Origin of the sequence: Aeromonas sp. DSM 116730 (assembly GCF_046581335.1) — a bacterium.
Lineage (GTDB): Bacteria > Pseudomonadota > Gammaproteobacteria > Enterobacterales > Aeromonadaceae > Aeromonas > Aeromonas rivipollensis.
In genome coordinates this window covers 934,799-958,843 of record NZ_CP144265.1, presented here as the reverse complement: position 1 = coordinate 958,843, position 24,045 = coordinate 934,799, and the positions used below count along the sequence as shown (strand labels likewise).

At 62.9% G+C, this 24,045-nt stretch carries 19 protein-coding genes and 3 tRNA genes; 8 read left to right on the top strand and 14 right to left on the bottom strand.

Translation table 11 applies throughout. The annotated features are described in order from the left end of the window. Nucleotides 1-18: 18 nt before the first annotated feature. The 6 genes from Aeroheme_RS04575 to Aeroheme_RS04550 all read right to left on the bottom strand — a co-directional run bounded on the left by Aeroheme_RS04575 (nucleotide 19) and on the right by Aeroheme_RS04550 (nucleotide 4,894). On the bottom strand, nucleotides 19-276 hold the full coding sequence (locus tag Aeroheme_RS04575) for a DUF1272 domain-containing protein (RefSeq protein ID WP_408866544.1): 258 nt from the start codon (nucleotides 274-276) through the stop codon (nucleotides 19-21). Nucleotides 277-320: 44 nt separating this feature from the next. Continuing rightward, nucleotides 321-650: a DHCW motif cupin fold protein gene (locus tag Aeroheme_RS04570; protein ID WP_411166771.1), complete on the bottom strand. Its 330-nt coding sequence runs from the start codon at nucleotides 648-650 to the stop codon at nucleotides 321-323. Between the two features lie 124 nt (nucleotides 651-774). Continuing rightward, nucleotides 775-2,622: a peptidase U32 family protein gene (locus Aeroheme_RS04565; protein ID WP_411166770.1), complete on the bottom strand. Its 1,848-nt coding sequence runs from the start codon at nucleotides 2,620-2,622 to the stop codon at nucleotides 775-777. Between the two features lie 247 nt (nucleotides 2,623-2,869). Further along, the gene (locus Aeroheme_RS04560) at nucleotides 2,870-3,070 is read right to left on the bottom strand and encodes a hypothetical protein (protein WP_411166769.1); all 201 of its coding nucleotides are present in this window, start codon (nucleotides 3,068-3,070) and stop codon (nucleotides 2,870-2,872) included. A 129-nt stretch (nucleotides 3,071-3,199) separates the two neighbouring features. Further along, nucleotides 3,200-3,811 carry a LysE family translocator gene (locus Aeroheme_RS04555; RefSeq protein WP_303810087.1) on the bottom strand — a complete coding sequence of 204 codons (612 nt, stop codon included), beginning with the start codon at nucleotides 3,809-3,811 and terminating at the stop codon, nucleotides 3,200-3,202. A 123-nt stretch (nucleotides 3,812-3,934) separates the two neighbouring features. Then, complete coding sequence (locus Aeroheme_RS04550; protein WP_234678295.1) at nucleotides 3,935-4,894, bottom strand: LysR family transcriptional regulator; 960 nt, start codon at nucleotides 4,892-4,894, stop codon at nucleotides 3,935-3,937. A 202-nt stretch (nucleotides 4,895-5,096) separates the two neighbouring features. Here Aeroheme_RS04550 and Aeroheme_RS04545 point away from each other — a divergent pair, with 202 nt between their 5' ends. The 5 genes from Aeroheme_RS04545 (at nucleotide 5,097) to Aeroheme_RS04525 (ending at nucleotide 7,150) form a co-directional block, all read left to right on the top strand. Next, a complete protein-coding gene (locus Aeroheme_RS04545) occupies nucleotides 5,097-6,185 on the top strand; it encodes a ketoacyl-ACP synthase III (RefSeq protein ID WP_411166768.1) in 1,089 nt (362 codons plus the stop codon). 229 nt (nucleotides 6,186-6,414) lie between these two features. Continuing rightward, nucleotides 6,415-6,499 (top strand) — tRNA-Tyr (locus tag Aeroheme_RS04540). 32 nt (nucleotides 6,500-6,531) lie between these two features. Continuing rightward, nucleotides 6,532-6,616 (top strand) — tRNA-Tyr (locus Aeroheme_RS04535). Between the two features lie 45 nt (nucleotides 6,617-6,661). Beyond that, nucleotides 6,662-6,746, top strand: a tRNA-Tyr gene (locus Aeroheme_RS04530). Between the two features lie 137 nt (nucleotides 6,747-6,883). Beyond that, the gene (locus Aeroheme_RS04525; protein WP_262111469.1) at nucleotides 6,884-7,150 is read left to right on the top strand and encodes a hypothetical protein; all 267 of its coding nucleotides are present in this window, start codon (nucleotides 6,884-6,886) and stop codon (nucleotides 7,148-7,150) included. 7 nt (nucleotides 7,151-7,157) lie between these two features. Here the strand turns inward: Aeroheme_RS04525 and Aeroheme_RS04520 are convergent, their stop codons facing one another. Further along, nucleotides 7,158-10,607, bottom strand: coding sequence for a transporter substrate-binding domain-containing protein (locus Aeroheme_RS04520; protein ID WP_411166767.1), 3,450 nt, complete (start codon nucleotides 10,605-10,607; stop codon nucleotides 7,158-7,160). 94 nt (nucleotides 10,608-10,701) lie between these two features. Between Aeroheme_RS04520 and Aeroheme_RS04515 the strand changes: the two genes are divergently transcribed. Further along, nucleotides 10,702-11,337, top strand: coding sequence for a response regulator (locus Aeroheme_RS04515; RefSeq protein ID WP_338890804.1), 636 nt, complete (start codon nucleotides 10,702-10,704; stop codon nucleotides 11,335-11,337). 6 nt (nucleotides 11,338-11,343) lie between these two features. Here Aeroheme_RS04515 and Aeroheme_RS04510 read toward each other — a convergent pair whose 3' ends face one another. The 4 genes from Aeroheme_RS04510 to Aeroheme_RS04495 form a co-directional block, all read right to left on the bottom strand. Further along, nucleotides 11,344-12,510, bottom strand: coding sequence for a hypothetical protein (locus Aeroheme_RS04510; protein WP_411166766.1), 1,167 nt, complete (start codon nucleotides 12,508-12,510; stop codon nucleotides 11,344-11,346). Nucleotides 12,511-12,531: 21 nt separating this feature from the next. Next, on the bottom strand, nucleotides 12,532-14,970 hold the full coding sequence (locus tag Aeroheme_RS04505; RefSeq protein WP_411166765.1) for a CS1-pili formation C-terminal domain-containing protein: 2,439 nt from the start codon (nucleotides 14,968-14,970) through the stop codon (nucleotides 12,532-12,534). 81 nt (nucleotides 14,971-15,051) lie between these two features. After that, nucleotides 15,052-15,540: a CS1 type fimbrial major subunit gene (locus tag Aeroheme_RS04500; RefSeq protein ID WP_202047046.1), complete on the bottom strand. Its 489-nt coding sequence runs from the start codon at nucleotides 15,538-15,540 to the stop codon at nucleotides 15,052-15,054. A gap of 30 nt (nucleotides 15,541-15,570) precedes the next feature. After that, complete coding sequence (locus tag Aeroheme_RS04495; protein WP_411166764.1) at nucleotides 15,571-16,290, bottom strand: hypothetical protein; 720 nt, start codon at nucleotides 16,288-16,290, stop codon at nucleotides 15,571-15,573. 225 nt (nucleotides 16,291-16,515) lie between these two features. Here Aeroheme_RS04495 and Aeroheme_RS04490 point away from each other — a divergent pair, with 225 nt between their 5' ends. Beyond that, complete coding sequence (locus tag Aeroheme_RS04490) at nucleotides 16,516-17,253, top strand: EAL domain-containing protein (RefSeq protein ID WP_408752635.1); 738 nt, start codon at nucleotides 16,516-16,518, stop codon at nucleotides 17,251-17,253. A gap of 229 nt (nucleotides 17,254-17,482) precedes the next feature. Beyond that, the gene (locus Aeroheme_RS04485; RefSeq protein WP_411166763.1) at nucleotides 17,483-18,856 is read left to right on the top strand and encodes an endonuclease/exonuclease/phosphatase family protein; all 1,374 of its coding nucleotides are present in this window, start codon (nucleotides 17,483-17,485) and stop codon (nucleotides 18,854-18,856) included. A gap of 59 nt (nucleotides 18,857-18,915) precedes the next feature. On the opposite strand, the gene Aeroheme_RS04480 is transcribed toward Aeroheme_RS04485, so the two are convergent. Genes Aeroheme_RS04480 through dsrO form a run of 3 tightly spaced genes read right to left on the bottom strand, consistent with a single transcriptional unit; the run spans nucleotide 18,916 to nucleotide 23,934 of the window. Beyond that, nucleotides 18,916-22,023, bottom strand: coding sequence for a tetrathionate reductase subunit A (locus Aeroheme_RS04480; RefSeq protein WP_411166762.1), 3,108 nt, complete (start codon nucleotides 22,021-22,023; stop codon nucleotides 18,916-18,918). Next, a complete protein-coding gene (gene nrfD / locus Aeroheme_RS04475; protein ID WP_411166761.1) occupies nucleotides 22,023-23,150 on the bottom strand; it encodes an NrfD/PsrC family molybdoenzyme membrane anchor subunit in 1,128 nt (375 codons plus the stop codon). The genes Aeroheme_RS04480 and nrfD overlap by 1 nt, the downstream gene beginning before the upstream one ends. Then, nucleotides 23,140-23,934, bottom strand: coding sequence for a sulfate reduction electron transfer complex DsrMKJOP subunit DsrO (gene dsrO / locus Aeroheme_RS04470; protein WP_411166760.1), 795 nt, complete (start codon nucleotides 23,932-23,934; stop codon nucleotides 23,140-23,142). The genes nrfD and dsrO overlap by 11 nt, the downstream gene beginning before the upstream one ends. Nucleotides 23,935-24,045: the final 111 nt, after the last annotated feature.

Below are 24,045 nucleotides of genomic sequence, written 5' to 3'. Positions count from 1 at the left end.
CAGAGGGGGCTGGCAGCCCTAGCGCCCCTTGCTCAGGGTCGCTTTCAGGGCCGGATTGAAGACCCGCTTGATGGAACCGGGATTGGCCGCCAGCTTGGCCGCCGGGCGGCGCGGGCGCCTGACCAGCTCGCCGCCGCAGTTGGGGCAGATCAGATGCAGATACTGATCGTTGCACTGGGCGCAGAAGGTGCACTCGAAGGAGCAGATATAGGCGACCGCCGTGTCGGCGGGCAGATCCTGGTCACAACATTCACAGTTGGGTCTGAGCTCAAGCATGGGCAAGATCCTGGAAGATAAGGGGAAATAGGAAAGGGCGTGGCTCAGTCGACGATAAAGAGCCGGGCGCCCTGTTCTGTGTAGGATCTATGGGGCTCGGCGTTGTCCGCCACCTGATAGCTCATACCCGCGGTCAGGGTGAAGACGCGGCCATCCTGCAGCTCGGTGTGCAGCTCCCCTTCGATGCAGAACAGGACGTGGCCCTTGCTGCACCAGTGATCCGCCAGATAGCCGGGGGAATACTCCACCATCCGCACCCGCAGATCCCCGAACTGCTGGGTGTGCCAGCGGGCGACGCCGCGTTCCCCCTGGTGTTCGGTCGGCGGGATGTCGGCCCAGCGGGTCGTGCAAAACGGTAACTCATTGATGTTCATGACAGCTCCTTTGTCAGCAGAGGAAGGCTTGGGAAGGCTGCTCACCAGAAGATATCCGTGACAAGGCAGCGCCCCTCATACTGCCATCAAATCCGCTGTCGCCCTATGCCCACACGGGCAGCCATCACCCCTTGAGGCTACCCATCACCTGCATCTCGCAGCGATGGCAGTCAAAGCGCAGACGGAAACTGTCTTTACCCATCTTCAATTCCAGCGGCTCGGCCTTGAGGCCGGGCACCTCTTTCGGGCAGAGATGCTGGCTGTAGCGGATGCAGTGCTTGGTGATCATCAGCACCACTTCTCCCTGCTCCTTGTTTGCCTCATAGGCGGGGGCGATGCGCCCCACCCCGTGTTCGCGGAAGAACTGCTCGGCCGCACTGTTCAGCACGTTGCCGAGGTAGGAGAGCCGGTGCTGGGGATAGGTGGCGTCGCGCAGAGGGATGCGCCGCTCGGGTCGCCGGTAGGCGGCCGCTCGGGCCGCCTCCAGGGCGGCTATGCCGTCCCGGCGAAGGCCGTTGAGCATGGATGCGGCAATGAACAGGGGAGAAGTGAATGCCAACTCAATCTGGCGTGCCACAAACAGGGTGTTACCCAGTTTGCCAAGCTGGTCGCGCGCCTGTTGCAGCGCCCGCGCCGGGTTGTCGGCCGGCTGCCTGTCGCAGGGGAGCGTGACGGCAGCGCCGATGCCCTGCTCGTCGACCAGTTCGAGTCGCAATCCCTCGTCGCACTCAGAGAGCCGCATATCGACCCGGATCCGGCGATCCGCGCTCGGCTTCTCCAGCAACTTGCTGAATGCCTGATCGTGGTTGCGGAAGATCTCGGTGCCCACCTTGAGGCCCGGCATGCGCTCCGACAGCAGTAACTGCTTACCGTCCACCTTGTTCAGGCGCATCCCCACCAGCTCGCCCCCCGGCTTGAAGAAGCCAAGGCCGTCGCCGTTGTTAAGGGCCACGGGTTTGCCGTCGATCTCGATGCCATCGCGGGTCACCCTGCTGACGCGGCCCAGGGGTTCACCGACATATTTCGGGCTCCTGGTGGCGTCTATCCCCGGCTGGCGGCCATGGAGGAAGTAGTCGGTACTGCCCCGGTTGAAGCTCTTTTTGGGATCCGGTGTGAAGCCGTAGGAGCAGCGACCGGCCGAGGAGGCTACCAGATCGGGGCGGCGCTCGAGAATGGCGTCCAGCTTCTGGCGATACCAGGCGGTGACGTTCTTGACGTAGTCCAGCCCCTTGAGGCGCCCCTCAATCTTGAAGGAGCGGATGCCCGCGGCGATCAGCGCCTCCAGGTTCGCGCTCTGATCCATGTCCTTGAGGGACAACAGGTGGCTGTTCTCCACCAGCACCTCCCCCTTTGGGGTTTGCAGGGAGCAGGGCAGCCGGCAGAGCTGGGCGCACTCGCCGCGGTTCGCGCTGCGCCCGGTGCGGGCGTGGCTGATATTGCACTGACCGCTGTAGGAGACGCACAGGGCCCCGTGGATAAAGAACTCCAGCTGCACCTGGGTCTGGGCGCTGATGGCACGGATCTGCTCGAGGGAGAGTTCGCGCGCCAGCACCACCTGGGAGAAGCCCACATCCTGCAGAAACTTCACCTTCTCCGGCGTGCGGTTGTCGGTTTGGGTGCTGGCGTGCAGCGCTATGGGGGGCAGATCCAGGGCCAGCAGGCCCATGTCCTGCACTATGAGTGCATCGGCCCCGGCCTCGTAGATCTGGTGGGTCAGGCGCCGGGCCTGCTCCAGCTCGTGGTCGTGCAGCAGGGTGTTGAAGGCGACGAACACCTGGGCGCCGAAGCGGTGGGCGTGGCGCGCCAGCGCTTCGATATCTTCGAGGGAGTTGCCCGCCGCGCTGCGGGCACCGAAGGCGGGGCCGCCCATGTAGACGGCATCGGCACCGTGGTTGATGGCTTCGATGCCGTAGGCGAGGTTCCTGGCCGGAGCCAGCAGCTCGAGGCGGTTAGTCTGGGTATGATCCTGCATGGGTCTGGTCTGAAGGCGGACGAGAAATGCCCGTCACTCTAGCGAGCCCCGGCGTCCCCCGCCTTGATCCCGCTTAAGATCACCGCAGAATGCAGGATTGGATCAGGCCGACATTCCTAAGCAGGAGATGCGGCTCTCGCCGGGCCGAGACAAGCCTATGTGGTCGCCCCTCATCCCCAACCCTTCTCCCGCAAGGGGAGAAGGGAGCAGAGAGATTGCGCTGGCGACACTGGCACTAGACGCTGGTCTAGATCACCACCTTGAGCGCCAATCCCAGCAGCACCAGGCCGCTTATCTTGTCGACCACGAAGGACTTGGCCTTGAGCCAGGCGAGCCATGAACAGACCGCGGGAGGGCTCAGATCACCACCTTGAGCGCCAATCCCAGCAGCACCAGGCCGCTTATCTTGTCGACCACGAAGGACTTGGCCTTGAGCCAGGCGAGCCATGAACAGACCGCGGGAGGGCTCAGATCACCACCTTGAGCGCCAATCCCAGCAGCACCAGGCCGCTTATCTTGTCGATCACGAAGGACTTGGCCTTGAGCCAGGCGAGCCATGGACAGACCGCGGGAGAGCTCAGATCACCACCTTGAGCGCCAATCCCAGCAACACCAGGCCGCTTATCTTGTCGATCACGAAGGACTTGGCCTTGAGCCAGGTCAGCACAGGCCCCCGGGAGAGCACCAGGGCCACCAGCACGTACCAGAGCGCGTCTATGCCGCCAGCGGTCAGCATCATGATGCTCCCCTCGCGCCAGCCGGTATCGGCGTGCACGAACTGGCTGAACAGGGCGATGAAGAAGATGGCGAGCTGGGGGTTCAAGAAGGCGACCATAAAGCCTTCGAACGCCCCCTGACGGCCACGGGCACCGTGCACCGTCTCGTCGGCAGAGTCGCCACTGGCGGGCTTGGCCAGCAGCGCCTTGATCCCGAGCCAGGCGAGGAAGGCGGCGCCGCCGTAGCGGATCAGATCAAACAGCAGCGGGGTCTGGGTGATCAGCACAGAGAGACCCAGCGCCGTGATGAGGGCGTAGATCCCCACCCCCAGGCCGTGGCCGAGCGCCGTGGCCACCCCGTGGCCCTGTCCCCCCTGCACCGTATTGCGGATGATCAGCGCCAGGCTGGGCCCCGGGCTGATGGCCCCCATCACGCAAATGGCGGCGAGCGCCAGCCAACTCGTCATTTCCATACCCTTTCCTTCTCTCAAGTTGAATGTATCTAACTGTGATCAGGGTAGGAGGCGGCCAGCTATGCCAGAAGTGAAAGTTATGAATAGATCCCATAGCCAACGGCTATAGGCTGGCATAACCGACTACCCCTGGCTGAGGTGGTCTGCCTTCAGATCCAGCTGTTTGCGGCTCTCCCCCAGGGTGCGCTGCAGGTGATCCCGCAGGAAGGGGTAGGCCAGCTCGCGAAACCAGCGGTGGGCCGGATCCAGGTGGTGTCGCTGGTGCCACAGCAGATGATACTGCTGCACCCGGGTGGCGAAGGGCAGATCGCAAAAACTCAGGGCGTGCTCCCGGGACAGCTGCCAGGCGATGTGGGCCGGGGTGGTCATCAGGCAGTCGGTGCGCAGCAACACCTCAACCGCCGCCTGGAAGAAGGGCACCCGGGCAAACCAGCGGCGGGAGAGCCCCAGGGGCGCCAGCACCTGCTCCACCGGGCTGTCCTTGTCGCCGCCGCCGCTCACCTGCAGATGGGGCCAGGCGAGGTAGTCATCCAGGCTGGGCGCCGTGCCCGAGAGCGGGTGGTGACGCCCCATCAGCATCACCAGCCTGTCCTCCCCCTGGTGCAGCCCCCGGATCTGATCCGGCACCAGATCCGTGATGGTGGAGACCAGATCCAGCTCGGACTGCCACAGCTGCGGCAGCTGGCGCTTGTCCCACAGGCTGTATTCCAGCGCCGCCAGAGGGGCGGCTCTGGCCAGGGCCGCACAGATGTCGGGCAAGATGTGTTGGGCCACGTAGTCGGAGGAGGCGAGCCGGAACACCCGCTCGCAGCTCTCTGGCGCGAACTCGGGCGCCGCATAGAGCCGCTCCAGGGCACCGAGGGAATCGGCAAGCGCCGTCGCCAGGCTCTCGGCCCGCGGGGTCAGCAGCCAGCGCTGCCCCTCCCGCACCAGCAACTCGTCACCAAACTCGCTGCGAAGCTGGCCGAGCTGCTTGCTGATGGAGGGCTGGCTCAGGTGCAGCAGCTCCGCCGCCCGGCTGATGTTGCGGGTCTCCAGCAACACCTTGAGAGTGGGCAAGAGGTTGAGATTCGCTTTGTGCACTGACAACACCTCGGGGAGGGAGAGCCTGGGTCGGGCTCTCATCTTAAGACATGGAGAAGCGGGAATTTAAGCAAAATCACCACCTTGTTCTCCCTGCGCCCCCTTGCGCTCCCCTCCCCGCGGGATGACACTGGAAAGCCTGTACGACATAATTGCGCACTTTTCCGCCCGCGGGCGATCTACAACAAGAAGCGATAACAAGATGAAATACGCCAATATCACCGGCTGGGGCAAATGCCTGCCCCCCGCAGTGCTGACCAACGATGACCTCAGCACCATCATGGATACCTCGGATGAGTGGATCTATCCGCGTACCGGCATCAAGGCCCGTCGGGTCTCCCACGTCAGCACCCAGGCGCTCGCCACCCTGGCCGCCCGCCGCGCCCTGGCCTGCGCCGGTCTGGAGGCCGGTGAACTCGATGGCATCATACTGGCCACCGCCACCCCGGGCACGCTAGTTCCCAATGGAGCCTCTGCCGTGCAGCAGGCCCTGGGCGCCCACAAGGCGGCGGTGTTCGACCTCAATGCCGCCTGTACCGGTTTCGTCTATGCGCTCTCGGTCGCCACCTCCCTGGTGCAGACCGGCATGATGCAGAAGGTGCTGGTGATAGGCGCCGAGCGTCTCATCCAGCTGCTGGACTGGGCCAAACGCGACACCGCAGTGCTGTTTGGCGACGGCGCGGGCGCCGTGGTGATAGAGGCGAGCGAGCAGAAGAGCGGCCTGATTGCCAGCAAGCTCGGCTGTGACAGCGAGGCACGGGAGATACTGCACGTGCCGAACTTCGGGACGGATCGGGTGCGTTTCGCCGACATCGACGGCCTCTTCACCTTCAACTTCGAGGGGCAGGAGATCTTCAAGCGCGCCGTGCGCGGCATGGGCGAGGCCACAGGTGCCGTGCTGGCCCAGGCCGGCATAACCCCCGAACAAGTCGACCTCATAGTGCCGCACCAGGCCAATGTGCGCATCATAGAGACCCTGGCCAAGCGGATGAACGCCCCCATGGAGAAGGTGATGGTCAACATAGAGCAGTACGGCAACACCTCGGCTGCGACTGTGCCCATCGCCCTGTGCGAGGCGCTGGAGCAGGGTCGGGTCAAGCCAGGCAGCCATCTGCTCACCGCCGCCTTCGGGGCCGGTCTGACCTGGGGTGCCGCCCTCATCAAATGGGGCGAGCGCGTCACCCCCCTGACGCGCTGCGACGACGAACTCCCCCCCTGCGAGCAGAACGCCCTCGAACTCATCGCCCACGCGGTTCAGGGCTGCCAGCAGGCGCGCACCGTAGAAGCCTGATCCTCGCCACGGCCACCCTTTCCCGCATAAAAAAGAGGAGCCCATCGTGGCTCCTCTGTCCATGCCCTCCCTGCCGGCCCCCCAGGACATCGACATAAAAGTCATTGAAAAGCGTGAATTTTGAGCGAAACATATCAAAAAATAACCAGTTGACACTTTTTTGTCGTCAGAATGCGGCCAAGGGGTTCACAACCTTGCCGGATCTGGTAGTATGCGGCCTCGCACTTGGGGAGGGGTTCCCGAGCGGCCAAAGGGATCAGACTGTAAATCTGACGGCTCTGCCTTCGAAGGTTCGAATCCTTCTCCCTCCACCATTCAAGTGCGAACAATCAGGAAAATACCCCGTGGAGGGGTTCCCGAGCGGCCAAAGGGATCAGACTGTAAATCTGACGGCTCTGCCTTCGAAGGTTCGAATCCTTCTCCCTCCACCATCTTCCTGCATTGCGTGAAAGGCCTGTAAAAAGTAGTACCCCTGTGGAGGGGTTCCCGAGCGGCCAAAGGGATCAGACTGTAAATCTGACGGCTCTGCCTTCGAAGGTTCGAATCCTTCTCCCTCCACCATCCTTCAGAAAACCCGGCCTGGCGCCGGGTTTTCGCATTTATGGCCAGTGGTCATTTGACACTGTCAGATCTGACAATTGCCCTGCCCCCGCTTTTTCGAAACAGTGAATGCCTCGAATCGCAAGGAACGCCCTCACATGTTTGAAATCTGGGATGAAAAGGGCCGGGAGCAAGGGTTGACGCTGCCCGAGCTGCAACAACGGCTGCGCCATTATCAGGGTGACGTCATGGTGCGCTATCTCAACCGCCTCGGCCTGCCGAGCACCCTGTTCCTGACCGTTGCACAGGGTCAGGCCTACCAGCGCTTCAAGGCAGGATCCCCCAAACTCGATTGGGAGTGGCTGGCCCAGGCCATGCACGCGGTTCCAAGCCAGCACACCCAGCAGGCCATGGCGGCCCGCTGAGGCCGCCTCAGGCACGAGGGAGATGCCCCCTCAGCTCCTCGACTATACGTCCAAGCAGTGCCCTGAATTCCCTCAATTCGGCTTCGCACGCCCTCGCCCCCTGCTGGCGGATCTTCTCCTCCAGATGCCAGGCCTGCTGCGCCAGATCCTCGACCATCATCATGGAGATGGTGCCCGCCTGGCGATGCACCCAGTCTGCCAACCCCTTGTCGTCCTCCTGCACCTGTGCCAGGGATTGCGCCAGCTCCTCGCAAAACTGGCGCAGCATCTGCGCTAAGGGCTCACCCGTCCCGAACAGGCGCTGCAACGCGGCCACATCCAGCAAACCGGGGGACGGCAGCAGGTGCCATTTCATCAGCATGCCACGCAGCCCCTCCAGCAGCACCGGCTTGCCCAGCACATCGTTCATCCCGGCGGCCAGACAACGCTGCGCCTGCTCCGGCATCACATTGGCGGTCATGGCGATGATGGGAAGGGAGGCCAGGTCCCGGGTGGCGCGCACCCTGCGGGTAAAGTCGTAGCCGTCCATCACCGGCATCTGGCAGTCGCACAGTATGAGCTCATATGGCTGCTGCTCCAGCATGAGGAGTGCCTGCCCGCCATGTTCAGCCAGATCGCACCCCAGATCCAGCTGCCTGAGCTGACGCCGGATCAGGGTCTGGTTGAGGGGATTGTCTTCCACCACCAGCACGCGAGCGGGCAGCGGCAGGGAGGCCTCTGTCAGGGGCGAAGCCGCAGGAAAAGGCGCCACCTCACCCAGGGCGAGATGACGATGACAGACCTCCCGCACCGCCTGCCAGGTCAGGGGATTGCTGTTGAGCCAGTAGACTCCGTCTCGCCGCTGATAGCCCAGCACATTGCCAAGGGGGGCGATGCAGATGCCGTTGTCCGGCAGATCACCCGCCTCGCCGAAGATGAGATCGGCCCCTCCCGGTTCCTCCCACACCTGCACCCCCAGTGACAACAGGTGCTGGCGCAGGGTATGACGCAACCTTTCATCGTCCACGGCCAGGAAGGCCCGCAATCCGGCCAGAAGAGGATCACACTCCTTCTGCCGCTCGAGCACCAGGGTGACCGAGAGGCCGATGAAGGTCCCCACCCCGGGGGCACTCTCCAGCCTGAGCGTCCCCCCCATCAACTCCGCCAGGGTATGGCTGATGCTGAGCCCAAGCCCGGTGCCGCCATGATTGCGGGTGGTGGCACCGTCGGCCTGTTCAAACGCATTGAAGATGCGGGCCTGCACCTCGGCACTCATGCCGATGCCGGTGTCCTGCACCCCGAACAGCAGCCGCTGTTGACCGGCACTCTGCCACTCCTGGCTTATCGACAGCTCGATAAAACCACGCTCGGTGAACTTGACCGCATTGCTCACCAGATTGAACAAGATTTGCTTGAGCCTGAGTACATCCCCGTTGAAGCGCGCCCCCACCTCATCATCCACCCGCAGATAGATCTGCAGCCCCTTGCGCTCCACCTCGCTGCTGATCATGGTGAGCACATTGTCGGCCAGCTCCCGCAACAGGAAGGAGGTGGGCGCCAGCTGCATCTTGCCCGCATCCAGTTTGGCGTAATCCAGCACATTGCCGATGAGCTGCAGCAACCCCTCAGCCCCCTGGTTGATGATGGCGACCATCTGGCGCTGCTCGAGATCCAGCGGGGTAAAACTCAACTGCTCCGCCATGCCGAGGATGCCGTTCATGGGGGTGCGGATCTCGTGACTCATGGTCGCCAGAAACTCGGCCTTCTTGCTGGCAGCCCGCTCCGCCAGCTCCTTGGCATGGGCGAGTGCCGCCTCCACCTCGCGGCGGCGCCTTATCTCCCGATGCAGACGCCAGTAGGCGATGCTGAGGATGAGGATGGCGAGCAGGACGCCGGCCCCGATGGGGATCAGGGTGCGCAGCAGCTTCTGCCACGGGATACCTTCGCTGTAGTTCAAGGCCAGCCAGGTATTGCGGATCTGCTGTTTCTCCTTGTCGCTCATGCTCGCCAGCACCCGGTTGATCAGGGGCAGCAGGGGGGCATAGGACTCGCGCACCGCCACCACCAGCTCGTCCCGAAACGGGGTGGGGGCGACTATGTGCAGGTTGTCGCCGAAGCGCTCATCAATCACCCGGGAGAGCACGGCCAGGTTGCCCATATAGGCATCCCCACGACCGGCGGCCACCATTGCCAGCCCCTCCTCAGGGCCGGACACCACAGTGACGATGACATGGGGGATACGTGCCTTCAGCTCGGCCACCAGCATGCGATCGGTCACGATCAGCTGCTTGCCCGCCAGCTCGGCAAAGCCCCCTATGCTGTGGTTGCCCCGCGCAGTGGCGATGACCACGGGGAAGGAGGCGATAGGCTGGCTCACCTGCCAGCCGGTGAGCCGCTGGCTGACGCGAAGGGGCAACACTATCAGATCCACCTCCTGATGGAGCTGCGCCTGCAACAGAGCCGAACGGCTTGGGTCCGTTCGATGGCGATAGGCCAGACCCAGTTTTTCCTTGAACAGGCCGAGGTAGTCGCCGATGAGCCCGCTTACCCGCCCCTGGCTGTCCAAAAACGAGAAGGGCGCCCAACCCTCGAGCAGGCCGACTCTGAGCGGGGGCAACTGAGCGAGCCACTCCCGCTCATCCGGTCGCAGCAAGAAGCCGCTATGACCTTGAAAACTCAGGCGGCTACCCCCCAGCCAGCGCCGTTCAAGCTCGGTGCGCTCCTCCACCGTCAGGGCCTGGATGGCGGTGTCGAGCCGCACCCCCAGACTGGGTTTATGTCTGCTGACTCCCAGATGGAGGCTCTCCATCAGGAGGGGGGACTGGGCCACCACGGCCAGCTCAGGGTGCTGCCCGATGAACTCGTTGGTGACATGCAGATTGCCAATATAGGCATCGGCCTTCCCCTCCAGCACGGCGCGCAGGGCCGAGCTCGAATCGGAAAACAGGATGCGGGAAACCGACGGATAGTGCAGCCGGACCAGCTTGTCCGTCAGAAACCCGATCTCGATGGCGATCCTGGCCTGACTCAGGCCGCTGACATCCCGAAAGAGCGAGCTGTCGTGGCGAACCACGACCACGGTCGGGGATGAATAGTAGGGGCGGCTGTAGGAGATACACTTGCGTTCGTCGGCGCGAAAGGCATCCAGCAAAATATCGACGTCACCGCGACAGCTCGCCTTATATAGATGACGCCAGTCCGAATAGACTTTCCATTCGATGCGATAGTCAAGATTCTTGGCCAATAAGGCCATCAGTTCAACACTGAAGCCGCTGCCATTATTTCCATCCCATTGCTGAAATGGCCCCCAGCCACCCTTCAGCACCCCCACCTTTATCACTTGCAAAGGGAGCTTGCTGGCGGCAATAGCAGAGTGGCAATATAGGATGGAATTAAATAGCAGTGCTAAGGTGGCAACTCTGAATAAAATCGATGGGTAACACTTCACCCTGTCGGCAAGCTGGAAAACATGTTTCATTTTATTGCTCGGAAAAAATCGGCGCATAAAGTATTATATAATCCACATGTTTAACACCCTGAATATTATTCATTGATTTATATGAGGCTCAATCATGTCTTTCAAAATCATTCTCGCCGATGATCATCCATTGATACTGGCCGGGATCCGCAGCCTCATTACCCAGAGTCACATCGGTTGCGATATTGTTGCCGAAGCCCATCAGGTTTCTGAATTATTGAAAACATTGCAGCAACATGACTGCGATCTGCTGATCACCGATTTCAGCATGCCGGGGGATGAACGCTGCGATGGTCTGGCCATGATCCAGCAATTGCGGCGGGAATATCCCGAGCTGCCCATTATAGTGCTGACCCAGATACACAACGCCGGTATCTTGCAATCACTTGCCCAGTCGGGGGTGCGCGGCATCATTCTCAAGAAGGCAGTGCTCAATGAGTTGACGGACGCCATTCGCCAGATAAAGACAGGCCGGCACTACATAGGCAACTCGGTCAACACCGTGCTGGCCGAGGCCGGATTGCTTCACCAGCCCCCCGCGGTGCAGCTCACCCCCAGGGAGAACGAGGTGGTGCGCCTGCTTGCCAGCGGCATGTCGGTCACTCAGGTGGCGGAGTACCTCAATCGCAGCGTCAAGACCATCAGCACCCAGAAAAAGAGCGCCATGCTGCGGCTCGGCCTGCAAAGCGATAGCGCCCTGTTTCACTATGCAAAAGAGATGGGACTGTAATAAGGGTTAATTGATGGTCACATCGATGATGATGGTGATATCACCTCTATAGGTACTGCCAGGATATTTCATCATCTCTTGCACGGATTGCTTTTCCACGACGAATCTGAATGGTCTATTAATGTCAGACAATACTTTATGGTATGCATATATATCGGTTTTTCCAGCATAGACAGGCCATTCCTGATTTCGAATGCCGGTGCCATACACCTTGACTGGTACTTTATGGTCACTCTTGTCATTCTTTATCTGACAGCCATCCCCTCGCGCATTCAAATATTGGCAACTCAAGCTGACACGATAAGGCACTGCGACCCAGAAGCGCGCCGGCAGCACGGCATCCAGATAATCAGGGGTACGATAAATCCAGTGAAACCATCCTCCCGGGGGCTGCAAGACGACGCGATTCCCGCCAGCCGGAAAATCAACCTTGATCTGATGGCGAACCTTGATGGTGAAATTAACGGTCAGCTGAGTGTCCGTATAAGTGCCGGCGCCGAAATCGAAGTCCAGGTTATGCCCCATGGATAATGTCAGCTTGCCGGTATAGGTGCCATTTTCCATCGCCAGTGGATTGGGGGCTTTCAACTTATACCCCAGGTAAATCGAACTGATAGTGAGATCCTTGCCTACCGAGCCCGCGTTTTGTCCATGGCAGCGGCCACCGGATGCGCTGGTGGACTCTTTGACGTTGCGATAGACGAAGAGAGACGAGTTGTTCTTCCATGCACTGGCGTAAGCACAATCCCCTTTTTCCGAGATAGTGGTGTCTGCGGGCACCGAGCCCACATTCATCTCGGAGCCGACCGCCGTCACGATAAATTTGAGGGTGTAGGATGCGCCTCCCCCCTGCTTGACCAGGGTCACGTCACGGGCGCCCGGGAAACCGAGATAGTGCACCCCCTCCCGGCTGTCGCTGCTCTCCTTCACCTTTCGCTTGATATTGGCATCGAACCGAACGGCCTGGGGCGTCTCCACAGTGGCAGTGGTGCTGCACCAGAAGCCGGGCGCGTCCGGAAACTGGGTGCAGGGGGTGGTGTTGATAAACTTGGCCCCCCCCGCTTCATAGGCCGCCGGGTTATATTCCGCCGTCACATTCAGGGTGGCGCCCTGGGCGACACCTGCCATCAGCAGGGCCAGCCCCCAACCACCACGCATCATCTGCACTCTCATCTTCGACTCCTGTTCGAGGGCCTATTGACTGGCCCAAATCTCGGGGCTGCACACCAGATCCCCCAGCAACAACAGATCCTGTTGACGTTCGGTACGGGCCGTATCCAGCGCCAGATCGCACTGCTGCGCACCATGGAATTCCACCTGCAAGCTGGGGTTTCGCTCGCTCATCTCCACCGCAAAGAAGCCATCGGCCTCGCTGACGGTACGCCCCGCGTGGTTGACCACCATGGCCCCCTTGAGCGGCGTTCCCTGCCCATCCAGCAGGCGACCTATCACTGTCACCGTCTTCATCACCCGCACCCTGTGATAGGCCACTCCCCCCTTGTTGAGGTGATAGGGCAGCAGGTTGGGGCGAATGGTCACCGACGGCGCTCCGGCACCCGCCATGTCCAGCTGCACGGCACCACCGCGATAGGCAGTGACCGGCACCAGGTTGCGGCCGGGCCTCAGCATCACATTCCCCCCCTGATCGTCATAGGCGCGCAGGGCCAGCTCGGGAAGGTCGGACTCCAGATCCACTATCATGCCCGCCTCATACCCCTGGGATTGACCGGTCAGGGTCAGGCTGCCCTCATCGCCAAAGGCCAGGGTGCTGTCGAGGTTGAGCCCGCCGCTCAGGGCCCGGTTGTAGGAAGAAGAGAGCAGGTGGGCGTCGCCACTGGCGAGCGCCCCCTGAAAGCGGGCATGGCCCGCCATCCCGACCCCATAGCTGTCGGTGGTCAGGTTGGCCCCGACACTCTGCAAGGCGCCCCACTCCAGCCACTGCTGGTAACCGAGGGAGGCATTGCGCTCCTGGCCGCCGGAGCGGGAGGTCCGGCTGCCAATGCCGATGGCAAGCTGGTTGCGCTCTCCCCCCAGGTTCATGCTCAGGGAGAGCATGCTGCCCCTGTCCCGCGCATTGTCGGTGCTGATGCTGCCCGGGCGGTCGAACACCGTCAGGTTCCAGCTCACCCCCTGGCCGAGCAGCTCGCCGTTGTAACGCCAGCCCAGATCGGCCCCCAGCCCCTGCCCCTCCCGATGCGCCAGATAGAGGTTGGCGGAGTGGTGCTCATCGAGTCGCTGCTGCAACGACAGGTTGCTCTGGGCAAGGTCACGCGCCTCCCCCTCCCGCAGCCCCTGATAGCGCTGCTGCTGGTGACTGAGTACCAGGCTGCCATCCCCATAGTGATAGAGCGCCTGCAGATCGAAGCCGCTGCCCACCCCCTGGGTCGCCATCAGGTTGCCAAACAGCCGCCACTGGTTGCCCGGGCTCCAGTCCGCCGAGAGACCATGCTGCCAGCGCTGGTCTATGTACTGGCTGGACGCCCCCAGGATCACCGAGGGGGTGAGCAGGTGGTTGAGCATGACGCCGCCACTCGTGCTCTCGGGGCGCTTCTCGTCCCGGTCGCTGAGCAGCCGGGTCTGCTGGCCCATAAACAGGTTGAAGCGCCAGGTCTCCTCCGGGTTTTGCCAGTTGCCCGGCTTGTAGATCATCTCCCGCCGCCGCTCTGTGACCTGGCCATCTTCCAGCACCCGCAGCTCCACCTCGTAGATGCCGGTGGGCAGCACCCGGGTATCCAGGGCCTGCAGCCCCGAGCCCACCTGCTGGGAGTTGATGAGCAACCCATCCTTGTAGATCTCGACCATGCCGGGCCGACTCGGGGTGACATAGAGCGGGACTGTGCTGGCCTTGCCCTGCTCCACCAGCAGGGTGTCCGAATCCCCCAGCATGACCCCGAGCACGGTCGGCGTACCGCCGCCAAACTGGGCAGGCTGGCGCACCAGCCCCTGGGCATAGGGGGAGAAATAGCCCAGCCGGTAGAAGCGCCCCTCCCCCTCATGCTCGGCATAAAGCTGCTGCACATGGTGCTGGGCAGGCTGGCCGGAAAACTGGCTCAGCTCCCCTTCCAGCAAGGGGGTCCACTGGCCGAGGCTGCCCTGGGCCGTCAGGTTGTAGCGGCCGCTGCGCTGCTCTTCCTCCCCCAGGGTCAGGTTCAGCTGATGACGCATCAGAGCGCCATAGCTGCCCGCGGCAGGCAACTGGTGGTAGCGGGCCTGCTGTGATCCGCTCTCCACCCGGGTAGTCAGCACCGAGAGCTGGGAGTTCTCCAGGCTGTACTCCAGGGCCAGCACGCCATTGGCGCACTCGCCCTGGCACGGGCCCAGACGGTGAGGCACGGCCAGCACCTCGACCCAGCGCTGGCGTGTGCGCTCGTCCAGCTCACTCTCGTGGCCGTCGGTCAGGGTCAGCAGTTGCACGCTGGTGTCTTTGCCCAGCACTATCTCGCCCTCCCCCAGCAGTTGCCCATCCACCAGGATGCGCACCGCCAGCGGGACGTCGAAGAAGTGATCGGCAAAGCCATCAGGCAAGTCCTGGGCTTGTTGCAACACATCGAGGGGCTGGGTGGCGCGACCCTCAGTCGCCCAGGCAGGCTGGACCAGCAGGGCCAGCGCCAGCAGGAAAGAGAAATAGGGCACGGGTCATCTCACTCTTGGCATCAGCGCAAACAAAAAAGGCTCCCCCGATACAGGGAGCCGAACTTAATCGCCGTCATTTGCTTAGGGCTTTTTGGGAGCTTCCGATTCAAACATCATGTTCACCACGCCCTGATAGTTGCCGGGCTGATAGCCAGCCACAGGGGCGTCGGCGGGGATCACTTCCAGTCCCAGCAACTTGCCGGTCTTGGCATCCTCTGCCTTCATCACCTCGACGGAGGTGGTCGACAGGGCGACACCACCCACCTTGACGGTCAGGGGAATGTTGTCGTTGCCGCTGGCCATCACGGCCGGGTTGGTCAGGTAGCCGGTGATGGCGCCTATGGTGCTCTTGGCATCCAGCTGCTTGCTCAGCGTGTCCAGCTTCTTGGTGTAGGGGTTGTAGGCCAGCTTCTGCGGCGTGCTCATCCAGTTGTCGCCACCGGTCGGCTGCACGTAGAAGGCCTCGCTCGGGATCTGGGCGGTCACTGTGACCTGATGTTCAATGCGTTCTGCCGCCATCAGATGGGCCGATACCAGCATCGCCAGGGGCGCAACAATCCATACTTTCATTACTCTCTCCTCGGTCATAAACAAGAAACATCAGTGTCCAATCACCATGTTTCTACTCTGGTCACCCTCAATCAGCACAAAGCGATAGAGGTGATCTTTCTGTTTCACAAGTTGCTTCTTCATGTTCGGCAACAGATGAATTTTTCCTGGTGTTGAACAGTTTTTTGCCCGTCCATCACACTCCTCGAAAAAGTCCAGCACTATGGTGGCATTGCCGTTATTCACGACAGTGGTCATGGTGTCGGTCTCTATCAATTTCGTATCAAAGCGAGTCTCTTTTGGCATGACAAAAATAATGGCGCCGAATCCGGTCAATATATTTACGCCGGCAGAGACTTGTTGCTGACCATCAATACTCTGGTCATCCATATCGAATCCATCCTCTTTCCTGGGCAGCACGGGAATAAAGCGAACCCTGAAATAGCGCTCCTTGTCTCGCACCCCCATATAGAGCAAGCGGGTAGCCTGTACCCCTTTGGCCGGGATGATCAGGCGCGACGGGCTGGCGATCAGGGCCCGGTTGCCTTCGGTCAGCTCCGCTGACTCACGGGGCTGGCCGGCGCCGTCGTAGGTTATTTCGTGAATGGCCACCTTGACGAAGGCGGTGGTATCGCCCTGATTTCGGATCCGCTTCAAATAGGTTCCCTGCTGACCTGCCATATAGTCAAAAAGGGTGCCTATGCTGATTTCGGCCGATGCCGATACGTTGCCGCTGAGCATCAGCAACAAAATAAAAAATATATTTCTCATCTTTATTCCAGACTGAATTTATTGCGGCACTATTTCTTGAACAAGCTATTAATGAGCCGTTCGAATATCACTGGGGCCAGTTTATGCAGCATGCCGGGGGATGTTAATCGGAATAATCCTATATTGAATTTCAGGCGGCAGGCTCATTATCAGATAATTCCTACAGCTGCCGGGTGGCGGCACCCTGTATTATGCGCAGCCATCCATCGCCATCAGGTGAGAGCCATGTTTGCGTTCAAAGAAGAGTATCCGATGAGTGCCATGGCCACGATGGCCATGGCGGATGTCGCCGTTCCCTTTTACCAGCCGATCATAGGTCGGGACCGTCAGGTCAAGGGCTATGAGGCGCTGGCCAGGCGCTGGGATCCGGTGGCCCAGTGTTACAAAGGCATCGATTTTGCCTCCCTCAGCCAGGACGAATCCCTGCATCTGGATATCGTCATGCTCAGGGCCATCATGAGGGATCTGCCTGTCCTGGCGAAGGGGGGGCCCTATGCGCTTTCCATCAACCTCAACCCGGCGCTCTCCAGCCCGACCTATCAGAACCTGTTGCTGCTGGTGCTGGTGCAGGCACGCAAGGTGGGGATCGACATCTGGTTCGAGGTGCTGGAATACGCCCGGCTGGAGAGCCAATACAGGGAGCTGATTGAGGTGCTGCGCGCCCATGGTGCCCACATCGCCTGCGATGACTTCGGCTCCCGGGAGTGCAACTTTCAGCGCCTGATGGCCCTGCCCTACGAGATAGTCAAGCTGGACCGCTCCCTGCTGCTGCAGGCGGCACGCACCTCACACGCCTTCAAGATGCTGGTGGGCCTGGTGGCCTACCTGCAGCGCCTCGGCATGGCCGTGGTGTGCGAGGGGGTGGAGACCCAGACCCATATCGAGATAGCGAACCGCCTCGGCTGCGACTATCAGCAGGGCTACGCCTACGCCATGCCCTCCCCCCTCTCCCGCTGGTCCTAGGCACCCGGGACCAGAGGGTCAGCCGGGGCTCCTCTTGCCCTCGCGCTTATTCAGAACGGCCAGGCCCCTACCACCACAGGGCCTGGCTGCCCCTTCCTCTTCTTCAGGCTGTGAATAGACTCACACTTTGGCTCATTCAGAGCCCGTTTCAGATCAGCATCTCTATAATGGGCCCGCCTGGGCCTCTTCGGTGTCCTGGCATAACCTATTGATGCTACGGAATATTACAATGAAAAATAGCCACAAGACCCTGCTCGCCGCTGCCATTTCCCTCGGATTGATGGCAGGCTGTCACAGCAACAATGACTCCAAGGCCCCAGATCCCATGGTTCGCTTCGCTACCTTCAACCTCTCCTTCGATCGCACCGCCCCCGGCATGCTCTCCGGCGAACTGGCCCTGGACCGCGCCGCCCAGGACGCCCTGCTGGCCCGCTACCAGGAGGGCGACGCCAGCCTCGGCAAGGCCGAGATCACCCAGGCCAAAAACGTGCAGCAGATCCGCAATATCGCCGAGATAGTGCAGCGCACCCGGCCGGATGTGTTCCTGCTGAACGAATTCGACAACGACGGCAAGGGCGAGAGCACAACGGATCTCAAGGCGTTCAACGACAACTACCTGGCCCATGCCCAGCACGGCGAGGTGCAGGCCATCAGCTACCCGGTGCTGCAGAATTTCGCCACCAACACAGGGCTGATGAGCGGTCATGACCTCAATCTGGACGGCAAAGTGAGCCGCGGGCCGGACGACGCCTGGGGCTTTGGCAACTACCACGGCCAGTACGCCTTTGCGGTGATGTCCCAGTATCCCATCGACACCAAGGGGATCCGCACCTTCCAGCACTTCAAGTGGAAGGACATGCCGGGCGAAACCAACCCCGTCATCGACGACTGCAACAACCCCAAGGCGCCGATCCCGGCCGGCCGCCAGTGTGGCGAGCCCTGGTATGACGCCGCGGCCTGGGCCCAGTTCCCGCTCTCCTCCAAGAATCACGCCGACGTGCCGGTGCGCATCAAGCAGGGCAACAAGGAGCAGGTGATCCACTTCCTCATCTCTCACCCGACGCCCCCCATCTTCGGCAATGCGGCGCGCCACAACGTCAAGCACAACAGGGCCGAGGTTGCCTTCTGGCAGGACTATGTGGAGGCCGCCAGCTACATGGTGGACGACGCAGGCAAGGCCGGCGGTCTGCCGGCGGGTGCCCGCTTCGTCATCGCCGGGGATCTCAACGCCGATCCCCAACTCGGCGACGGGGATCTGACCGCCATCCAGGACCTGCACAACCATGTGCTGGTCAATCAGGCGGTCACCAATGGCGCCCTGATCCCGGTCAGCCAGGGTGGCCCCGAGTGCCTCGCCAGCCAGCCGGATCAGTGCAAGCGCAACAACAACAGGCCGACCCCGGAGCGCATCACCAGCAGCAGCGGCCTGCAGCTCGATCACCTGATCCCCTCCGCCAACCTCAATGCGGTGGCCTCGGGGGTGTTCTGGCCCGCCAGCTTCGAGCCGGGTTACCACCTGGTGTATGACGCACAGCTCGGCATCGCCAAGGGAGTGAGCTCGGATCACCGCCTGGTGTGGGTGGACGTCGAACTGGACCAGTGATGTTCAGGATCACTCGATGAAAAGCGGGGCCATGATGGCCCCGCTTTTTGCATCTGGCGCTAGACCAGCTTCTCGACCCGGGCCGGCAGCCCCTGGCGGGCCGAGGAGCCGATGGCCCAGTCCACCAGGGGATAACGGCCGTGGCGACTGGGATCCAGTACCGCCAGATCGTTGAGGTTCACCCCGGCCCCGCGCAGGGCGCTGGCCGCCACCGGCTGGCCGTCTATCCAGTGCGCCCGCGCCCCCAGCTCCTTGTGACCGAAGCCGTGCTCGATGGCGATGGCATCTTCCTGCACTCCGGCCACGCACTCGGCCAGCCCGATCACGCTGCCATTGGGGGTGCTGACCCGCACCCTGTCCCCGCTCACTATGCCAAGGCGGGCCGCCGTCTGGGCGTTGAGCCGCACCCCGTTGCTGGGGTGCACCTGGCGCAGGCGATCCGAGCTTATGCTCATGGAGCTCATGGTGTGGGACTTGTAGCTGGTGAGCAGCAGGGGCCACTGGGCCGGCTTGAACGCCTCATTGAGCGGCGTGCCGTCGGCGAGCTGGGCCCGGAAGAAGCGCGGGGTGCCGCTCAAGAACTGGCCGCTCTGGCTGTGACGCCGGCTGCCCACCGCCGGGTTCCACAGCATCAGCGGCTTGGGCCAACGCTTGCTCGGCTGCCCCGATTCATCGCGCCCCTTGGCCACCGGCTCGAAGCGCCCGCCCCGGGCAAAGAGGTAGGCGGCGCGACTCGCCTCCTCCGCGCTCAGGGTGGCGTTGAGGGTCGGCATAATGCGCTCCACCCCGGACCAGGCGAGGTCCTCAGGCCCTATGGGAGGAACCGGTTCACCCAGATAGGCGACGTTGGCCGCCCCGTAGAGGGAGAAGTCCGCCGCCTTGTGAAGACCGTGCAGCTTGCCATCCGCCCCCTCGATCGCCCCCTCGCCAAAGCCCGGCAACCCCAGGCGTTTCGCCACGGCGATAAGGAAGGACTCCATGCAGACCGGATCCCCCGAGGCTGTCTTGACGACGCGAGGCTCCACCACAGGCCAGCGCCCGGTCGAGACCTTGGTCATGACCCCGTGCCAGGCGGTGGCCCAGCCCCAAGACTCGTAGGTCAGGGTGTCCGGCACTATGTAGTCCGACAGCGCCGAGGATTCGTTGATGAAACTGTCGATGCTGACAAAGAGCGGCAGCACCTTGGGGTCCTTGAGCTGTTCACCTATGGCCTGGTGCAGCCCCGCCTGACCGTAGAGGGGGTTGCCCATGTGGTTGATCCAGGCTTTGGCACGGTAGGGATAACCGTTCACCGCCGCGGTCAGGTGTTCGCCGAGCAGCGGGCCCGAGATGGGGAACCAGGGCTCGTGAGCCGGATAGGGGTTCTGCCCCGCCTCTTTCTTGCGGCGATATTCGGAGGTCTTCTCGTAGGGGAACTTGGAGCGGGACAGGAAGACGCCGGCGGGTTTCACCATGCCGGGGAAACTCGCCAGATCGTAGCGCGGCCCGGCGCCGAAGGGGTCGAACTTGCCGCCGCTCGCCACGGCGCCGCCCTTGGCGTTGAGGTTTCCTATCATGGCGTTGAGCATCATGATGGCCCAGGCCGTGTAGAAGCCGTTGGCGCTCATGGTGCCGCCGTGGGTGATCACCGCCGCCCGGGTGCCGTGGCTGGTGAACTCCCGCGCCAGCTCCTCGATGTCGGCCACCGGCACGGCGCACTCGGCACTGTATTGCTCGAGGGAGTGCTCCCGGCTCGCCTCGGCCAGCAGCTGGAAGCTGCTCTTGACCGCCAGCTCCCCACCCGGGGTCGAAATGCTGCGCGCCACCCAGAGTCGGGCCCGCTCGCAACGGCCGGCCGGTGTCGGCTCGTCACTCCCCTCTTCGACCACCAGCATGGCGTCCCCCTCGCCATAGGCCTCGCCCTCAAAGGGCAGCCCCAGATCGCTGGCGTGCAACATCTGGCCGAAGCGGGGGTGCGACTCGTCGCAGACCACCAGATGGCTGGCGTTGCTGAAACCGCGATAGCCGGCCCGCTCGGCGGCCTCGGCATTGGGGGCCGCCAGGAAGGGTTCGGCGTAGCGCTCGTTGTCGATGATCCAGCGCAGCATGGCCATGGCCAGGGCCGAGTCCGTGGCGGGCCTGATGGGCAGCCAGCGGTTGGCGGGGGCAGACGGCAGGTTCACCGTGTTCGGCAGGCTGGGGGCCACCACCACATAGGAGAAGGGCTTGCCCTGCCGTGCCCGCCCCGCCGCCAGCTGGCGGGACTGGCGTTTGAAGGGGTTGCCGGACTGCTGGGGGGAGGTGCCCATGAACAGCAGGAAGTCGCTCTCGTCCCAGTCGGGCTTGAGGTGGGCGTTCTTCTCCAGATCGTCCAGCAGGGCGCCGGCCCCGACCCGGAACGACAGGCCGCAGTAGGCGCCGTGGTTGGCGAAGTTGCGGGTGCCGAAGCCGTTGAAGGTGAAGCGCTTGATGAAGGCATCGCGCCCCTCGTCCGAGGCGTTGCTCACCAGCAGCTGGTTGGCCCTGGGGCCATATTCCGGGTTGGCGGGATCGAGCGGCTCGGCGAGGTTGCGAATGGCTCTGAGCCCTTCAACCTGGCCCTCCCCGAACAGATCGCCCCCCTCCACCACCTCCTCGATCAGCTGCTCGAAGGGGATGCTCTGCCAGCGACCGCTGCCACGGGGGCCGACCCGCTTGAGACAGCGGGTGACCCTGTGCGGGCTGTCGAGCTGCTCCAGCATGGCGTTGCCACGGGCGCAGGCGGTGGAGCGGCCATCCAGCCCCCCTTCCTGATAGCCGCTGGTAGCGAGCAGCGCCTGCTTGATCGGCGTCTTGAAGTCGATGTGGTGCAGGGCCGAGAGGGGGTGATAGGGGTTACCGAGGATACGCACTATCTTGTCGCTCTCGTTGTCGATGCGGGCCCGCACCCCGCACAGGGTCCAGCAGCCGAGGCACATGGTGTTGGCGAGCCGCTGCGCCGGGTTGGGGTGAAGTTCCCCTCCCTCATCGACCCTGTACTCCACCGCCAGGGAGTTGCCGTGGATGGGATCCCGGGTCGGCTTGCCCGAGCTGCCGGTGGCCAGCCCGCTCGCCACATGCTTTAGGGTGTCGCTGTAACCGGCCACGAAGAGCCCCGTGCCCCCGGCGATGGCGGCTCCCTTGAGAAATTTGCGTTTGCTGTAATCCATCAGAGTGCCTCGCGAGCGCAATGGGTGGTGGCTGCCTGGGTGGCAGATGAAATTGTGGCGGATGGCAGAGCCGGGGCGCGCACCAGCTCGGAGAGCGCCACCAGCAGGGCCAGCAGCAGGCCGAAGGTGCCGAGGATGCCGAGCACACCGGTCGGCCCCCAGGCTATCTGGTAGACATAGACGCCAGCCCCGTATTTCGGGACGAGCTGCCCCTGGATCAGCACCAGCCAGCGCAGGCCCCACACCAGATGCAGTGCCAGCAGCCCCAGACCCCAGGTTTGCAGGCTCGCAGATAGTCTGGGCCCCGCCAACAGCAGCAGGCCGAGCAGGCCCAGGGTCAGCAGCAGCCAGTGGGCCGCCAGCCGCCAGCTCGGATCCAGCCGATAGAGGGCACTCGCCTCAGCCGCCGAGGCGCCGCCAAAAAGGGCCCAGCCCAGCAGGGAGAGAGCCAGCAGGCTCAAGGTCCAGCCACTCTGGCGCAGCAGCCCAGCCTCCGTGCCCTGCTGCCAGCCGGTCAGCAGGCGGTTGAGCAGCAGCAGGGCGCTCTGGGCCGCCAGCAGGGCGCTCAGCGCCAGCAACCAGGGGAGCCAAGAGGTGTGCCAGAGGGGCCGCGCCGCTACCACCATGGTCTCGAGCCCGGTGTAGAGCGCTATGCTGAGCCCGCTCAAAACCGCCATCAAAGCCAACGGCTTGAGCCAGGGCTCGCCGGTCCAGTTCCCCAGGCAGAGCAGCCGCGCCAGGGCGGCGACCCTGTCCCGTTCCTCGCCGCGCCGGGCCAGGTTGGGCCTTATCAGCAGCCAGCCCAGCAGCATGGAGAGCAGGCTGAACAGGGGCAGCAGGTAGGCGCCATACCACATGATGGAGCCGAAGCGGGTCTGGGCGTAGAAGTGCCAAGCCCGGGCGGGCTGGTGCAGATCCGCGGTCAGGGCGATGGGCGCCACCACCCCAGCCCCCATCATCAGCACCGCGGCCAGGGTCTGCAGCCGCCGATCCGGTGCCTTGCGCCACAGATCGGCCGCGCCCAGCCAGAGGGCCCCATAGGCGAGGCCTATGAGGAAGAAATATTGCACCGCCCAGGGCAGCCAGGTGATGGGTTGATCCGGGGCCAGCAGTTCGTTAATGGTCATGGGCTATCTCCTTGCCGTCGTCGCCAAGCAGGGTGCGCTGCGCCGGATGGCCGTCGATCTTGCTGACAAACGCCTCATCCATGCCCAGATAGAAGACCCGCGGCTGGGTATGGGCCTCGGGCTTGAGCACCTTGAGGGCGGATTCGTGCTCACGCAGCAACCGGCTGATCTGGCTCTTGGGATCGTTCAAGTCCCCTATGATGCGCGCCTCGCCGACGCAGCTCTCCACACAGGCGGGCAGCAATCCCGCCTCCAGCCGGTGGGCGCAGAAGGTGCACTTGTCGGCGGTGTTGGTCTCGTGGTTGATGAAGCGGGCGTCATAGGGGCAGGCCTGCACGCAGTAGCCGCAGGCGACGCACCAGTCGTTGTTGACCACCACTATGCCGTCATCGCGCTGGAAGGTGGCGCCCGTGGGGCAGACGCCGAGGCAGGCGGGCTCGGCACAGTGGTTGCAGAGCCTCGGCAACATCAAGAGGGAGGCGGGGGCATCGAGTGCCGCCAGGTCGCTCACCTCGTACTGGCTGACAGTGGTGCGAAACTGGCCGAGAGGGGGCTGGTTCTCTATGGTGCAGGCCACTGTGCAGGCCTGACAACCGACGCAGCGGCGCAAGTCAATCAGCATGCCGTAGCGCTTGCGGCCATCCCCCCGGCTGATGGCCGCCCGCCCATTGCGGGGCACGGGGACGGACTGGGCCTGAACTTGGGCCTGAGTCACGGGGATCAGGGCCGCCCCTGCGGTGAGGGCGGCGATCCCGGATAACAATCGGCGCTTGCTGAGCTCCATGGCGTCTTTCCTTCTGCTGAGCTGGCTTCCCCCAAGAGGGGGGTTGGGCTGATTGTCCGCAACGCAGCAAGTCGCCTCTATTGTGGTTTTCCACATACCGGGAGCCGGGTT

Coding starts and splice junctions, on each gene's coding strand:
- Aeroheme_RS04575 (WP_408866544.1), bottom strand. CDS start 276: ATGCTTGAGCTCAGACCCAACTGTGAATGTTGTGACCAGGATCTGCCC.
- Aeroheme_RS04555 (WP_303810087.1), bottom strand. CDS start 3,811: ATGGAAATGACGAGTTGGCTGGCGCTCGCCGCCATTTGCGTGATGGGG.
- Aeroheme_RS04525 (WP_262111469.1), top strand. CDS start 6,884: ATGTTTGAAATCTGGGATGAAAAGGGCCGGGAGCAAGGGTTGACGCTG.
- Aeroheme_RS04510 (WP_411166766.1), bottom strand. CDS start 12,510: ATGAGAGTGCAGATGATGCGTGGTGGTTGGGGGCTGGCCCTGCTGATG.
- Aeroheme_RS04545 (WP_411166768.1), top strand. CDS start 5,097: ATGAAATACGCCAATATCACCGGCTGGGGCAAATGCCTGCCCCCCGCA.
- Aeroheme_RS04500 (WP_202047046.1), bottom strand. CDS start 15,540: ATGAAAGTATGGATTGTTGCGCCCCTGGCGATGCTGGTATCGGCCCAT.
- Aeroheme_RS04495 (WP_411166764.1), bottom strand. CDS start 16,290: ATGAGAAATATATTTTTTATTTTGTTGCTGATGCTCAGCGGCAACGTA.
- Aeroheme_RS04570 (WP_411166771.1), bottom strand. CDS start 650: ATGAACATCAATGAGTTACCGTTTTGCACGACCCGCTGGGCCGACATC.
- Aeroheme_RS04565 (WP_411166770.1), bottom strand. CDS start 2,622: ATGCAGGATCATACCCAGACTAACCGCCTCGAGCTGCTGGCTCCGGCC.
- dsrO (WP_411166760.1), bottom strand. CDS start 23,934: ATGGAGCTCAGCAAGCGCCGATTGTTATCCGGGATCGCCGCCCTCACC.
- Aeroheme_RS04515 (WP_338890804.1), top strand. CDS start 10,702: ATGTCTTTCAAAATCATTCTCGCCGATGATCATCCATTGATACTGGCC.
- nrfD (WP_411166761.1), bottom strand. CDS start 23,150: ATGACCATTAACGAACTGCTGGCCCCGGATCAACCCATCACCTGGCTG.
- Aeroheme_RS04480 (WP_411166762.1), bottom strand. CDS start 22,023: ATGGATTACAGCAAACGCAAATTTCTCAAGGGAGCCGCCATCGCCGGG.
- Aeroheme_RS04485 (WP_411166763.1), top strand. CDS start 17,483: ATGAAAAATAGCCACAAGACCCTGCTCGCCGCTGCCATTTCCCTCGGA.
- Aeroheme_RS04490 (WP_408752635.1), top strand. CDS start 16,516: ATGTTTGCGTTCAAAGAAGAGTATCCGATGAGTGCCATGGCCACGATG.
- Aeroheme_RS04520 (WP_411166767.1), bottom strand. CDS start 10,607: ATGAAACATGTTTTCCAGCTTGCCGACAGGGTGAAGTGTTACCCATCG.
- Aeroheme_RS04560 (WP_411166769.1), bottom strand. CDS start 3,070: ATGGCTCGCCTGGCTCAAGGCCAAGTCCTTCGTGGTCGACAAGATAAG.